Annotated in this window: 13 protein-coding genes; all 13 read left to right on the top strand. The window is 62.0% G+C overall.

The features are described 5' to 3' along the window. Window positions 1-83: 83 nt before the first annotated feature. Complete coding sequence (locus C482_RS09150) at window positions 84-497, top strand: NADH-quinone oxidoreductase subunit A (RefSeq protein WP_004215977.1); 414 nt, start codon at window positions 84-86, stop codon at window positions 495-497. Continuing rightward, entirely contained in the window at window positions 494-1,201 is a 708-nt protein-coding gene (locus C482_RS09145; RefSeq protein ID WP_006167281.1) for an NADH-quinone oxidoreductase subunit B, read from the top strand. Before C482_RS09150 ends, C482_RS09145 begins: the two co-directional genes overlap by 4 nt. Beyond that, entirely contained in the window at window positions 1,198-2,880 is a 1,683-nt protein-coding gene (locus C482_RS09140) for an NADH-quinone oxidoreductase subunit D (protein ID WP_006167280.1), read from the top strand. Before C482_RS09145 ends, C482_RS09140 begins: the two co-directional genes overlap by 4 nt. Then, window positions 2,877-3,986, top strand: a complete 1,110-nt coding sequence (locus C482_RS09135; RefSeq protein ID WP_006167279.1) for a complex I subunit 1/NuoH family protein — start codon at window positions 2,877-2,879, stop codon at window positions 3,984-3,986. Before C482_RS09140 ends, C482_RS09135 begins: the two co-directional genes overlap by 4 nt. After that, a complete protein-coding gene (locus tag C482_RS09130; RefSeq protein WP_004215981.1) occupies window positions 3,983-4,444 on the top strand; it encodes a NuoI/complex I 23 kDa subunit family protein in 462 nt (153 codons plus the stop codon). Before C482_RS09135 ends, C482_RS09130 begins: the two co-directional genes overlap by 4 nt. Before the next feature lie 45 nt (window positions 4,445-4,489). Beyond that, entirely contained in the window at window positions 4,490-4,780 is a 291-nt protein-coding gene (locus tag C482_RS09125; protein WP_006167278.1) for an NADH-quinone oxidoreductase subunit J, read from the top strand. Then, the gene (locus C482_RS09120) at window positions 4,777-5,280 is read left to right on the top strand and encodes a hypothetical protein (protein WP_006167277.1); all 504 of its coding nucleotides are present in this window, start codon (window positions 4,777-4,779) and stop codon (window positions 5,278-5,280) included. Before C482_RS09125 ends, C482_RS09120 begins: the two co-directional genes overlap by 4 nt. Further along, window positions 5,277-5,582, top strand: coding sequence for an NADH-quinone oxidoreductase subunit NuoK (nuoK, locus tag C482_RS09115; RefSeq protein ID WP_004215987.1), 306 nt, complete (start codon window positions 5,277-5,279; stop codon window positions 5,580-5,582). The genes C482_RS09120 and nuoK overlap by 4 nt, the downstream gene beginning before the upstream one ends. A gap of 1 nt (window position 5,583) precedes the next feature. After that, window positions 5,584-7,620, top strand: a complete 2,037-nt coding sequence (gene nuoL, locus C482_RS09110) for an NADH-quinone oxidoreductase subunit L (RefSeq protein ID WP_006167276.1) — start codon at window positions 5,584-5,586, stop codon at window positions 7,618-7,620. Continuing rightward, entirely contained in the window at window positions 7,617-9,146 is a 1,530-nt protein-coding gene (locus tag C482_RS09105) for a complex I subunit 4 family protein (protein WP_006167275.1), read from the top strand. The genes nuoL and C482_RS09105 overlap by 4 nt, the downstream gene beginning before the upstream one ends. After that, window positions 9,146-10,690, top strand: coding sequence for an NADH-quinone oxidoreductase subunit N (locus C482_RS09100; RefSeq protein ID WP_006167274.1), 1,545 nt, complete (start codon window positions 9,146-9,148; stop codon window positions 10,688-10,690). The genes C482_RS09105 and C482_RS09100 overlap by 1 nt, the downstream gene beginning before the upstream one ends. 198 nt (window positions 10,691-10,888) lie before the next feature. Continuing rightward, a complete protein-coding gene (locus C482_RS09095) occupies window positions 10,889-12,439 on the top strand; it encodes a DHH family phosphoesterase (RefSeq protein ID WP_006167273.1) in 1,551 nt (516 codons plus the stop codon). A 36-nt stretch (window positions 12,440-12,475) separates the two neighbouring features. After that, window positions 12,476-13,282 carry a CBS domain-containing protein gene (locus C482_RS09090; RefSeq protein ID WP_006167272.1) on the top strand — a complete coding sequence of 269 codons (807 nt, stop codon included), beginning with the start codon at window positions 12,476-12,478 and terminating at the stop codon, window positions 13,280-13,282. The last annotated feature ends 98 nt before the right edge of the window (window positions 13,283-13,380 follow it).

Below are 13,380 nucleotides of genomic sequence, written 5' to 3'. Positions count from 1 at the left end.
CTCTCTATTTGGCCCGTGTTGGGCCGGAAAACGAACAATCAACCCTTATGTGCATGCGGTTTAAACTCCCGAACGTTACGGAGATGAACGATTGGATAGCGATCGGGGCGCTTGCACTCGTGGGAGTACTGATACCGCTCGGCATGATGGCGGTATCGTATCTTCTGCGCCCAAGTGTGCCCGAAACGAGCAAACGTGCCACCTACGAGAGTGGCGAGATCCCGACCGGCGACACGCGTGTCCGGTTCAACATCCAGTACTACATGGTTGCGCTTCTGTTCCTCATCTTCGATATTGAAACCGTCCTCCTGTTTCCGTGGGCGGTCGTGTACCTGGATGCCGTCGAATCGGACGCCGTTTCGCTGCTCGAGATCCTCGGCCCAATGGTGCTTTTCGTCACGATCCTCCTCGTCGGACTCGCGTGGGCGTGGCGAAAGGGTGCGGTCCAGTGGGCACAGACACCTCGTCAGGTAGAATCCGAGCATAACCGACCATGAGTAGCGACGAACCACGACAAACGATCTACGACAGCACAGCGCCGTCGACGGACACCCGCGACGCCCGAATCGGCGAGGGTGTCGACGACCGCTTCAACTCCAAGCTTCGCGAGGCGTTCGGCGCGTCGCCGTTCATCCTCACGAAGTTCGACGAGTTCATGAACTGGGTTCGCGGGAACTCGATGTTCATGCTCCAGTTCGGGATCGCCTGCTGCAGCATCGAGATGATGCACACGTACGCGATCAAACACGACCTGGACCGATTCGGGGCCGGCGTCCCCCGTGCCTCGCCGCGACAGGCCGACGTGATGATCGTCCCCGGAACGATCGTCTCCAAGTTCGGCCCGCGCATGAAGCGCGTCTACGACCAGATGCCCGAACCGAAGTTCGTTGTCGGCATGGGCTCCTGTACGATCTCCGGCGGCCCGTTCCAGGAAGGCTACAACGTCGTCAAGGGTGCCGAGGAAATCATCCCCATCGACATTCACGTCCCCGGTTGCCCACCGCGACCGGAGGCACTGCTCTATGGCGTCCTCAAACTCCAGGAGCGAATCAGGAACGGCGAGTCCTCGGCAGTCGTCGTCAAACCGTACGAACTCGAGGAGTTCGGCGACCTCCCGAAGGACGAACTCGTACAGAAACTCGCAGACCAGATCGACGATGACGATCTCGTCATGCGCTACAACTGGGCTGATTCACCATGAGCACGGGAACCGAACCCGAAACAGAGCCCGAGGCAGAGCTCACAGAACCTGGGTCCGAAACTGATGAGGCTGCACTCGAGTCCCTGCTCGGTGAGCGCGCCATCGCGCGCGACGATCACCTGAACGCGCCGGGCTTCGTCATCAACCCGAACGACGTACAGAGCGTGCTCTCGGATCTGCGCGACGAGGCTGGCTACGACCACCTCTCGTGTGTTACCGCTCAGCAGTACGAGGATCGATACGAGTCGATCTATCATATGAAGAAGTTCGCTGACCCGACCGACGAGGTCAGCATTGTCGTCCCGACGACGGTCGACAACCCGGTGAGCCAGAGCGCCGAGCCGGTGTTCCGGACGGCCGACTGGCACGAACGGGAGGCGTACGATCTGGTCGGCGTCGAGTACGAGGATCACCCTGATCTGCGACGGATTCTCCTGCCGGAGACGTGGCAGGGCCACCCCCTGTCGAAGGACTACGATCAGGAAAAGCCCCAGCTCGTCACGCTGACGGAGCACCAGAACCCGATTCAGCCGGACCACCGCGACGCCGAGTCGGATACGATGTTCTTGAACATCGGGCCACACCACCCGGCAACTCACGGCGTGCTCCACGTCAAGACGGTGTTAGACGGGGAGACGGTCGCCGACGTCGAGCCGGACATCGGCTACCTCCACCGCTGTGAGGAGCAGATGTGCGAGCAGGGCACCTACCGTCACCAGATCATGCCCTACCCGGACCGCTGGGACTACGTCTCGGCGGGCCTGCTTAACGAGTGGGCGTACGCGCGTGCGATCGAGGACCTTGCGGACATCGAGGTTCCCGAGTATGCACAGATCATCCGGACGATGGGGTCGGAGCTGTGCCGGATCGCCTCGCACATGCTCGCGCTCGGGACGTTCGCACTCGACGTCTACGGCGAGTTCACCGCGACGTTCATGTACACGTTCCGCGACCGCGAGGTCATTCAGGACATTCTGGAGGACCTGACGGGCCAGCGGATGATGTTCAACTACTTCCGGGTCGGCGGCGTCGCCTGGGATCTGCCCGAACCCCGCGAGGAGTTCTTCGAGCAGACCCGCGAGTTCCTCAACGAACTCCCGACGAAGGTCGGCGAGTACAACGACCTCATCACGGGGAACGAAATCTTCCAGACCCGCTGTATCGACACCGGCGTGCTGGAGACCGAGGTCGCCAAGGACTACGGCTGTACCGGCCCCGTCGCACGCGGCTCCGGCGTCGACTACGACCTGCGCCGTGACGATCCCTACGGCTACTACGAGCAGCTCGACTGGGACGTCATTACGCGCGACGGCTGTGACAACTACGCGCGCGTCCTCTGTCGGATGGAGGAGGTCGAGGAATCCGCGAAGATCATCGAGCAGTGTCTCGACCTGCTCGAGGACTGGCCAGAAGACGAGCGCGACGTACAGGCGAACGTTCCGCGCACGTTGAAGCCGGATGCTGGCACCGAGATCTACCGCGCCGTCGAGGGAGCGAAGGGCGAACTCGGCATCTACATCCGCTCGGACGGCTCGGACAAGCCCGGCCGATTCAAGATCCGGAGTCCGTGCTTCTCGAACCTGCAGGCCTTAGAAGAGATGTCTGAAGGGGAGTATATTCCTGACCTGATCGCCTCGCTGGGCAGCTTGGACATCGTTCTCGGGGAGGTGGATCGATGAGCGGGGCGACCGCTAGTCCGTTCCCGCTGCAAAACGGCGGTGACCCAGTGTTGCTCCCGGAGCACATCACGGAACTCACCGGCCTGGGTCAGTTCGGGCTTGCCGGCGAGTTGCTCGCGACGTTCGTCGCCGCGTTCATCGTCGGGAACTTAATTCTCGCGATGACCGGCGTCGCGGGACCGTGGGCGAAACGAAAGATCACCGCCTCCTTTACGGACCGAATTGCAGTCAATCACCTCGGTCCCGGCGGGATCGGAATTATCATCGCCGACTCGGTTCGTCTCCTCGCGAAGGAGAACATCATTCCGGAGAACGTCGACCGACCGGCCTACGACCTCGCACCGATCGTGATCGCGGGCTCGGCCATGCTCGGCTTCGCCGTCATCCCGATGGGCAGCGGGATCCACCTTGCTGACCCCGAGGTCGGCCTGGCGTTCGTCTTCGCCGTTGCTGGCATCGCCTCGATCGGCCTGGTGATGGCCGGCTACGCATCGGGTAACAAGTACTCACTGCTCGGCGGTCTGCGCGCAGTCGCACAGAACGTCGCATACGAGATTCCGCTCGTCGTGACCGGGATGTCGGTCGTACTGTTTGCGGGCTCGCTACAGATGAGCGAGATCGTCGCCGTCCAGAACGAAACAACGCTGTTCACGATTCCCGGACTCGAGTGGGCGGTGCCGGCGTGGTTCGCGCTGGTGAACCCGTTCGCGTTCGTTCTGTTCTTGATCGCGAACTTCGCGGAAGTCGGGCGCAACCCGTTCGACATGCCCGAAGCGCCGGCAGAGCTCATTGCAGGGTATCAGACTGAGTACTCCTCGGTCTACTTCGTCCTCGTTTATCTGGGCGAGTTCCTGCACATCTTCCTCGGTGGTGCGATCATCGCGACGATCTTCCTCGGTGGACCCGCCGGACCAGGACCGGACGAACTCGGTATCTTCTGGTTCATCCTCAAAATCTGGGGTGTGTTCTTCCTGACCCAGTGGCTCCGCTCTGCGGTGCCACGTGTGCGGATCGACCAGCTCATCGAGATTGGCTGGAAGGGACTGCTCGTCCTTTCCTTTGCGAATCTCGGACTCACTGCGGCAATTGTAGGGGTGATTGCATGATCGGCGTACTCAAATCGATGGCAACGACGATGAAACACGCACTGGACGGCTCGACGTTCACGGTCGAGTATCCAACGGCAGCACCAGATGTCTCGCCGCGGTTCCGCGGCGTCCACAAGTTCAGCCAGGAGCGCTGTATCTGGTGTCGCCAGTGTGAGAACGTCTGTCCGAACGATACGATTCAGATCGTGATGGACGACAAGCGAAACGGCGAGCAGTACAACCTCCACATCGGACAGTGTATTTACTGTCGGCTCTGTGAGGAAGTCTGTCCCGTCGACGCCATTCTGCTCACCCAGAACTTCGAGTTCACCGGCGATACGAAACACGATCTGGTCTACAACAAGGAGCAGCTGAAATCGGTACCGTGGTACAAGGATATCGACCCGCTCGAGTCGCGCGAACCGGATCGGGGCGCGTGGATCGGCGAGGGAGACGGGGAGGTCGATTACCAGTAACCGTCTGGGTCGCCCGTCCCCGAGCACGGGCAGTCTATTACAACAATGACATACGAGCTGATCGCGTTCACGCTGTTTGCGTTCATCACGCTCGCCAGCGGGCTGGGTGTGGTCCTCCTCGAGGACCCATGGCACTCGGCGCTTCTGCTTGGCGTCGCGCTGATGAGCATCGCGGTACACTTCGTGATGCAGGCGGCCGAGTTCGTCGCCATGATGCAGGTTCTCGTCTACGTCGGCGGGGTCCTCATCCTCATCACGTTCGCCGTGATGCTGACCCAGCACAAGAGCGCAGCAGACGAGACGGATTCGGAGACGGATGAGGTGGTACAGACATGACGACCAGACCGCGGCTTCGACTCGGCCGCACGCTGGTCCCGGGTGTGCTCGCAATCGGCCTGTTCGGGCTGATGGCGTTGATCGCCCTCAACACGAGCTTCGGTGACGGACAGGGCTTCCCGGAGGGGATTGCGATCACGTCCGAACTGGGGTATGCGATGTTCGATCTCGACCCGCTTCAGTCCGAAGCCGGATCGATCCCGAACACGGAAGCGTTCCTCGCTGCGTTCTTGCTGATCGCGCTTGCGCTTGACGCCGCACTCGACGGTGCAGTCGTCCTCGCAAAGCGTGAGGAGAACGGCGAGCCGATCGTGGCGCTGCCCCAGGACGCCGGACCCGGACCGGTTTCGGGCCCAGCACAGGACGAGCAGACTGCCGCCACTGACGGCGGTGTCTCCGAGACTGGCTCCGCAGCCGCCAGCGCCGACGACACCGAGACCGAGACCGGGACAGCGACGGAGACTGAAACGCAGACAGAAACGGGAGGTGACGACCGATGACAGTCGGCGTCGAACACTACGTCCTCCTGTCGATGGCGCTGTTCGCCATTGGCCTGTTCGGTATCCTGACGCGTCGAAACGCACTGATGTTCCTGATGTCTGTCGAGCTCATGCTGAACGCGGCCAACATCAACCTGATCGCGTTCGCGTTCTACCACGGCAATCTCTCGGGACAGGTCTTTGCCCTGTTCACGATGGCCCTCGCGGCCGCCGAGGTCGCCGTCGGACTCGGGATCATCCTGCTGCTGTACCGTAACTTCCGTGACGTCGACGTCACGGTTCCAACGACGATGAGGTGGTAAGATGGAGGATGTGTTCAACTACGCGCCGGCGATCGCGTTGTTCCCACTCGTGGCGTTCGTCGTCGCCCTGACGTTCGGCAAGTACATGCCGAAGAAGGGCGCGCTCGCGGGCATCATCGCGACGGGGGGCTCGCTTGCGCTCTCCGTGCTGATGCTCGTGGCCGTCGCGAGCGGTGAAGTGTATCACGAGACGCTGTATCAGTGGGCGATCGGCGACGCCGCGAGCGAGATCGGTGCCGACGGGATCGAGTTCACCTTCGGTATCCTGATCGATCCGCTCGCCGCGCTGATGCTCGTCATCGTCTCGCTAATCGCGTTCCTGGTCCACATCTTCAGCCTCGGCTACATGAACGCCGAGGGTGAGACTGGGCTGCCGCGGTACTACGCCAGCCTCGGCCTCTTCACGTTCAGCATGCTCGCGTTCGTCTACGCGGACAACCTGCTGATGGCGTTCATGTTCTTCGAGCTCGTGGGCCTGTGTTCGTACCTGCTGATCGGGTTCTGGTTCCGCACGCGCTCTGCACCCTCGGCCGCGAAGAAGGCGTTCCTCGTCACCCGCTTCGGTGACTACTTCTTCCTGCTCGGGGTCGTCGCCATCGCCGCGACGTTCGGGACGGTCGCCTTCGCCGGCGACAACTCGTTCATCGCGGCCGCGGAGTCGGCGATCGACAACGGTGACACCCTGTTCGGCTTCGGTGCCGAAACCTGGGTGACAATTACTGCACTCCTGGTGCTTGGCGGTGTTATCGGTAAGTCCGCACAGTTCCCACTGCACACCTGGCTGCCCGACGCGATGGAGGGCCCGACCACCGTCTCCGCACTGATTCACGCGGCGACGATGGTCGCAGCGGGTGTCTATCTCGTCGCCCGGATGTTCGGTTACTACGCGCTCTCGCCAACTGCGCTCGCGATCATCGCGTTCGTTGGTGGCTTCACCGCGCTCTTTGCCGCGACGATGGGCGTCGTCAAAGACGACATCAAGCAGGTGCTGGCGTACTCGACGATTAGCCAGTACGGATACATGATGCTCGGTCTCGGTGTCGGCGGCTACGTCGCCGGGGTCTTCCACCTGATGAACCACGCCTTCTTCAAGGCGCTGCTGTTCCTCGGTGCCGGTGCCGTCATCGTCCTCATGCACCACGAACAGGACATGTGGAAGATGGGCGGCCTCAAGGACAAGGCACCCATCACCTACTACACGTTCCTCGCGGGCGCACTCGCGCTCGCGGGCATCATCCCGTTCTCGGGCTTCTGGTCCAAGGACGAGATTCTGTACGATGCGCTCATTATCGGCCTCGAAGAGCCGATCATCCTCGCAGCCTACGCGATGGCGCTCCTCGCGGTCTTCTTCACCGGCTTCTACACCTTCCGGATGGTCTTCCTGACCTTCCACGGTGAACCCCGCTCGGAGGCCGCAGAGGACCCACACGACATTGGCTGGTCCATCAAGGCCCCGCTGGTCGTGCTCGGCGTCCTCGCACTCGTTGCCGGGATTGCGAACCTCGCACCCGTCGCGAAGCTCGCACAGATCGACATCACGTTCTTAGAACACTGGCTCGACGGCGAGTACGGTGCCGTTGAAGGGCTGACCTACAGCGCCTACGGCGAGTTGCTCGCCTACGAAACCGCCTACATCGGCGGTGAGCAGCTCACCGTCTTGATCGCTGCCGGCGTCTCACTGCTGCTCGCGTTCTCCGGTGCCGGCCTGGCCTGGAAGCTCTACAGCGTTCCAGAGCCAGTCGCACACAAGGAACGCCTGGGTGGCGCACGCCAGACACTCGAGTCGAACTACTATCAGGACGAGTACCAGGTCTGGCTCGCCGAAGGCGTTACCCAGCCGCTTGCGCGTGCTGCGGATCGGTTCGACCAGACGGTGATCGACGGCGTTGTCAACAGCGTCTCGACCGCCAGCCTGTTCAGCAGTAGCCGGCTGAAACGGATTCAGACGGGACTCGTGACGAACTACGCAGCACTGCTGGTGGCCGGCTTCATCGGCTTGCTGTTGGTTCTCGGCTACGTTGGAGGGTGGTTCCTATGATGATCGAAGCACTGATCGCAGTCGCACTGGTCGGCGCGTTCGTAACGTTCGTCGCGCCGAATCGCATCGCCGGGAAGCTGGCGTTCGCTATCAGCTTGATTCCCGCGACACTCTCGCTGTGGATGTTTGCGGCGTTCGACGGCAGCGGTAACGCGTTGCTTGATGGCGAACTCGCGTTCGCGTCGGAGTTCGAGTGGATCCAGTTCGGTGAGTACTCGATCTCGTGGCTCGTCGGCCTGGACGGCATCAGCATGCCGCTTGTCGTCCTGACGACGATCCTCTCGTCGCTTGCGATCGTGAGTTCGTGGACGCCGATCGACGAGCGTGAGTCCCAGTTCTACGGACTCGTGCTCTTCATCGAAGCGAACCTGATCGGCGTCTTCGCCGCGCTTGACTTCTTTGTCTGGTTCATCTTCTGGGAGGCTGTCCTCATCCCGATGTACTTACTGATCGGGATCTGGGGCGGTCCGCGCCGGAAGTACGCGGCGATCAAGTTCTTCATCTACACGAACGTCGCCTCGCTCGTGATGTTCGGTGCGTTCATCGCGCTCGTCTTCGGGCTCGGTGACGTGACGACGTTCGCGCTGCCGGACGTGACGACCGCGATGCTCAACGGTGGCCCCGACGGCTTCCTTGGCATCGGCGGTACGACGCTCGCCTCGCTCGTGTTCGTCGCGATGTTCCTCGGGTTCGCGGTGAAGGTCCCGATCGTCCCGTTCCACACGTGGCTGCCGGACGCCCACGTTGAGGCACCGACGCCAGCGTCGGTGCTGCTGGCTGGTGTCCTGCTGAAGATGGGGACCTACGCACTGCTGCGATTCAACTTCACGATGTTCCCAACCGAGGTCATCGAACCGTTCGTGATCCCGATTGCGGCTATCGCCGTGATCAGCGTCATCTACGGTGCGATGCTCGCACTGGCCCAGACCGACCTGAAGCGGATCGTCGCGTACTCCTCCGTCTCGTCGATGGGATACGTGATCCTCGGTTTGATCGCTTACACGCAGTTCGGTGTCGGTGGCGCGACCTTCCAGATGGTCAGCCACGGCCTGATCTCCGGACTGATGTTCATGGCAGTCGGCGTCATCTACAATGCCACCCACACCCGGATGGTCACGGACATGTCCGGGATGGCAGACCGTATGCCGGTCGCCGTCGGCATCCTCGTCGCCGGTGCCTTTGGCTACATGGGGCTGCCGCTGATGAGCGGCTTCTTCGGCGAGTTCACGATCTTCTTCGGCGCGTTCGGTGCCGAGGGGCTCGCCTACTCGCAGGTATTCACCGCACTCGCGATGTTCGGTATCGTCATCGTCGCGGGCTATCTGCTCTTTGCACTCCAGCGGACGGTCTTCGGACCATACCACCTGGAAACGGACTACGACGTCGACCGCGCCCCGCTGCACGACATCGCACCGATGTTCGTGCTGCTTGGCCTGATCATCCTACTCGGCGTCGCACCGGAGCTGATCTTCGAAATGATTACGGACGCAGTCGATCCGATCCTGGAGACTGGAGGTGAACTGTAATGGCGCTGCTCGAACTGCCCGCCTGGACTGCACTCGCGCCGGCACTGTTGCTCGCGTTGACGGCGATGGCGCTGTTCATCATCGACAGCATCGCGCCGGACTCGCGTAACAGCGGGCTGCTCGCTGGGACGACAGCCGCCGGTTCGATCGTCTCGCTCGGTGTCGCCGTCTGGTACCTCTTGGCCGGCGTCGGCACCCCGACGGTCGACGGCGGTCGCGGCGTCATCGACGTGCTGGGCAACCAGTTCGTCGTCGACCAGCTCGCGCTGTTCTTCATGGTCATCGTCGCGGTCGTCACGGCGCTCGTGGCAGTCGCGAGCTACGACTACATGGAGGACCACACCTACCAGGCCGAGTACTACTCGCTCGTCCTACTCGCGGCGACCGGCATGTCGTTCATGGCCGCCGCTAACAGCCTGGTGACGATCTTCATCGCACTCGAGTTGGCGAGCCTGCCGTCCTACGCGCTCGTCTCGATTCTGAAGGATAACCGCGGCAGCGTCGAAGCCGGCCTGAAGTACTTCCTGATCGGCGCGCTGTCGTCGGCGATCTTCGTCTACGGGATCTCGCTGGTGTACGGTGCGACGGGTCACTTGCAGCTTGAGAATATCGCCGCCGTCATCGAGGCTGGCGAGGTTGCTTCCGATGGGGGCCACGAAATTGCTGATGTCGGTGGACTGCTCGGCCTCGGCATCCTCATGCTCATCGGTGGCTTCGCGTTCAAGACGGCGAGCGTGCCGTTCCACTTCTGGGCACCGGAAGCCTACGAGGGCGCACCAGCACCGATCTCGGCGTTCCTGTCCTCGGCCTCGAAGGCCGCTGGCTTCGTGATCGCGTTCCGTGTCTTCACGGAGGCGTTCCCGGTCGCTGAGACCGCGAGTGCAATCGGCGTCGACTGGGCGCTTGCGTTCATCATCCTCGCAATCGTCACGATGACGCTCGGGAACTTCGCCGCCGCGACGCAGAACAACGTCAAGCGGATGCTGGCGTACTCCTCGATCGGCCACGCAGGCTACGCGCTGATCGGCCTCGCCGGCATCTCCGCTGGCGGTGGCGAACTCGTCATGGGTGCGGCGATGATGCACCTGTTCGTCTACGGCTTCATGAACACCGGTGCGTTCCTGTTCGTCGCCCTCGCGGAGTACTGGGGCGTCGGTCGCACCTTCGAAGATTACAACGGCCTCGGCCGACGTGCTCCGGTTGCCTGTTTCGCGCTCGCGATATTCATGTTCAGCCTCGCGGGCATTCCGCCGCTCGGCGGCTTCTGGAGCAAGTACTTCCTGTTCACCGGCGCGCTCGAAGCGGGTCTGCTCGTCGTCGCCGCCGCACTGGTGATCAACAGCGCACTCTCGCTGTACTACTACTCGCGGCTGGTCAAAGCTGTCTGGATTGAAGAGCCAGCCGTCGAACGCGAGACGCTCTCCCAGCCAGTCGGCCTTTACGCAGCAATCGTCGTCGCCGCCGTCATGACGCTCGCACTGCTGCCGCTGTTCGGGCCGGTCGCTGACACGGCCGTCGACGCGGCGACTGCGATGCTTGCCTGAGTTCGCGTCTGACTGGCGCGACCGGTATTCGTTTTCTTCTGTTCCGATCTGTTCTCTCTGTTCTGACCTGTCTGACCTGTTTTGGTTTCGTTCACCACCACATTGAGTCGCAACCGCAGCGACTCGACAGCGATAGCATACTCATGCCGCCGGCGAGACCCGGTAGTTTTTACCCCTCTGGGTTGCAAGCCGCGATACATGGTTTTCCGGCTCGTCCTCGGGTGCGGAACCGTCGGCCGCGCCGTCGCCGAGGCACTCACGGAACGCGACGATGACGGCCGACTCCTCGTCATCACCGGCGACGAGAGCGTCGCCGAAACCCTTCGCGACGAAAGTATTCCCGCCCGTCGCGGCGATCCGACCGACTCAGGTACCCTCGATACCGTGGACACGCCCGATGTCGTCTTCATCGGCAGCGACCGAACTGACGTCAACCGCCAGGCACTCGAGGGAGCTGCTGCTGCGTTCCCTGATGCATCGATCACGGCCCACATGGGCGGCAATCCGACGATGGCAGACCGGAACCGCTTTGCCGACCTCGCGGACCACACCGTCGACGCGGCGAGTGCGTTTACCGAACACGTACTCGAGGAGACTGCGACGACGACGGCGTCGCGAGCGATTGGCCTCTATCAACAGTTGTTGACGATCGAGGAACCGCTCGCGGTCGTAATGCACGACAATCCGGACCCGGACGCGATTGCGAGTGCGGTGGCGCTCACAGATATCGCCGAATCGGTCGGCGTTGCGGCCGACGCCTGCTACTCTGGCGATATCTCTCATCAAGAGAATCGGGCAATGGTCAATCTGCTCGATCTCTCATTGCGAAATCTCTCACCCGGCGAAAGCCTCGATGCCTACGGCTCGATTGCGCTGGTCGATCACTCACGACCGGGCGTCAACGACCAGCTGTCGGAGGATCGCCACGTGGATATCGTTATCGACCACCACCCGCCACGAGGACCGGTCCCGAGTGATTTCGTCGAGTTGCGCGAGCACGTCGGCGCGACGAGTACGATACTGACAGAGTACATCGATCGGTTCAACCTGTCGTTCGACTCGTCGACCGCAACCGCACTCCTCTACGGGATCAGGATTGATACGAACGACTTTACGCGTGAGGTCTCCCCTGCGGACTTCGAGGCGGCCTCAACGCTGTACCCGCACGTCGACACCTCCGTCCTGCGCCAGATCGAACAGCCGACTGTCGAGGGCGAGACACTCGAGACAATCGCTCGCGCGATCAAGAATCGCGTCCAGCACGATTCAGTCGCGGTCGCGAGCGTTGGCCGGATCGGAAATCGTGATGCGCTGCCACAGGCGGCGGATCAACTCCTCGCGATGGGGGGGATCGACACGACACTCGTCTTCGGGTTCAGAGACGAGATGGCGTTTCTCTCCGCGCGGTCGCGGTCGAACGACGTGGATCTCGGCGAGACCTTGCGGGACGGATTCGACCAGATCGGGAGTGCGGGCGGCCACGCCGACATGGCGGGCGCGCAACTCGAAGTTGGGATCCTCGGCCGGCTCGACGACGAGGACGAGGTCGAATCGATTGTCGGCGTCGCCGAGGACGTGATCAGGGACCGGTTCTTCGAGGCGATCCGGACGCGGCCGGGGGTTCCGGTCGGCACCTATAGCCGAACGAGTCAGTGGTTGTTTGCAGAGGAAGACGAGTGGGACGCCCTCGTCGCGGATCAAGAGGCATACACGACGGAGTCTAAGAACAGAGCCGACGACCACCAGTAACAGTACTTTTGCGGACAGGCGCGTTACGCTCTGTGTATGGAGCTCGCGTCGGAACGGACCAAACCCCAGGTCAAAGAGTACATGACCCGCGACGTGGTGACCGTCTCGCCGGACTCGACCGTCGGCGCGGTTGCCGAGCGGATCGCAGAAAGCGACGAACACAGCGGCTTTCCGGTCTGTGACCGCCGCCGAGTCGAGGGGTTCATCAGCGCTCGCGATCTGTTGCTGGCCGGCGACGACGACCCCATATTCAAAGTGATGACGACTGATCTGCTGGTTGCACACCCGGAAATGAAGGTGAACGACGCCGCCCGAGTCATCCTCCGCTCTGGGATTCAAAAACTTCCCGTCGTCGACGACGCGGGCAACCTCGTCGGCATCATCTCGAACGCGGACGTGATTCGCAGCCAAATCGAACGTGCAACCCCCGAAAAGGTCGGCAAACTGGTCCGCACGCTCGAGCAGATCCACAGCGTGAGTTTGGAACAAGAACGGCGCACCGTCGCGATCGACCAACTGACACCGACGCAAGGGCGTGTCTACGCGGACGAACTCGAGGGGCGTAAGTACGAACTCGAGCGCGGACTGGCAGAGCCACTGGTCGTCATCGACAACGACGGCACGCTGTTGCTGGCGGATGGCCACCACCGTGTGCTCGCCGCTGATCGCCTGGGGATCGACGCGATGGACGCCTACGTGATCGTCGTCGAGCACGAGATTGCCCTCGGTATGGCAGAGACCGCAGCGAACGAGGGACTCGAGTCTCTCAAGGATATCGATGTCGTCGATTATGCGCGCCATCCGCTGGTGCAGACGACAAAGCGGTTGCAATCTGGGGAGTAAGGAGTGTAGTCTGGGGACTATAGTAGCTACTGCAAGTCAATGCACACCTGATCGACCGACAGCTGTACGATCAGTGTGTAACTAGTTGCAGTTGTTAC

The sequence above is a fragment of the Natrialba chahannaoensis JCM 10990 genome (assembly GCF_000337135.1).
Classification (GTDB): domain Archaea; phylum Halobacteriota; class Halobacteria; order Halobacteriales; family Natrialbaceae; genus Natrialba; species Natrialba chahannaoensis.
The sequence above is the reverse complement of the archived record's forward strand: the minus strand, read 5'-3'. Positions and strand labels throughout refer to the sequence as shown.

Bases quoted from the DNA above. Each gene is read 5' to 3' on its own strand.
- C482_RS09150 (WP_004215977.1), top strand. From the start codon at position 84: ATGAACGATTGGATAGCGATCGGGGCGCTTGCACTCGTGGGAGTACTG.
- C482_RS09145 (WP_006167281.1), top strand. From the start codon at position 494: ATGAGTAGCGACGAACCACGACAAACGATCTACGACAGCACAGCGCCG.
- C482_RS09140 (WP_006167280.1), top strand. From the start codon at position 1,198: ATGAGCACGGGAACCGAACCCGAAACAGAGCCCGAGGCAGAGCTCACA.
- C482_RS09135 (WP_006167279.1), top strand. From the start codon at position 2,877: ATGAGCGGGGCGACCGCTAGTCCGTTCCCGCTGCAAAACGGCGGTGAC.
- C482_RS09130 (WP_004215981.1), top strand. From the start codon at position 3,983: ATGATCGGCGTACTCAAATCGATGGCAACGACGATGAAACACGCACTG.
- C482_RS09125 (WP_006167278.1), top strand. From the start codon at position 4,490: ATGACATACGAGCTGATCGCGTTCACGCTGTTTGCGTTCATCACGCTC.
- C482_RS09120 (WP_006167277.1), top strand. From the start codon at position 4,777: ATGACGACCAGACCGCGGCTTCGACTCGGCCGCACGCTGGTCCCGGGT.
- nuoK (WP_004215987.1), top strand. From the start codon at position 5,277: ATGACAGTCGGCGTCGAACACTACGTCCTCCTGTCGATGGCGCTGTTC.
- nuoL (WP_006167276.1), top strand. From the start codon at position 5,584: ATGGAGGATGTGTTCAACTACGCGCCGGCGATCGCGTTGTTCCCACTC.
- C482_RS09105 (WP_006167275.1), top strand. From the start codon at position 7,617: ATGATGATCGAAGCACTGATCGCAGTCGCACTGGTCGGCGCGTTCGTA.
- C482_RS09100 (WP_006167274.1), top strand. From the start codon at position 9,146: ATGGCGCTGCTCGAACTGCCCGCCTGGACTGCACTCGCGCCGGCACTG.
- C482_RS09095 (WP_006167273.1), top strand. From the start codon at position 10,889: ATGGTTTTCCGGCTCGTCCTCGGGTGCGGAACCGTCGGCCGCGCCGTC.
- C482_RS09090 (WP_006167272.1), top strand. From the start codon at position 12,476: ATGGAGCTCGCGTCGGAACGGACCAAACCCCAGGTCAAAGAGTACATG.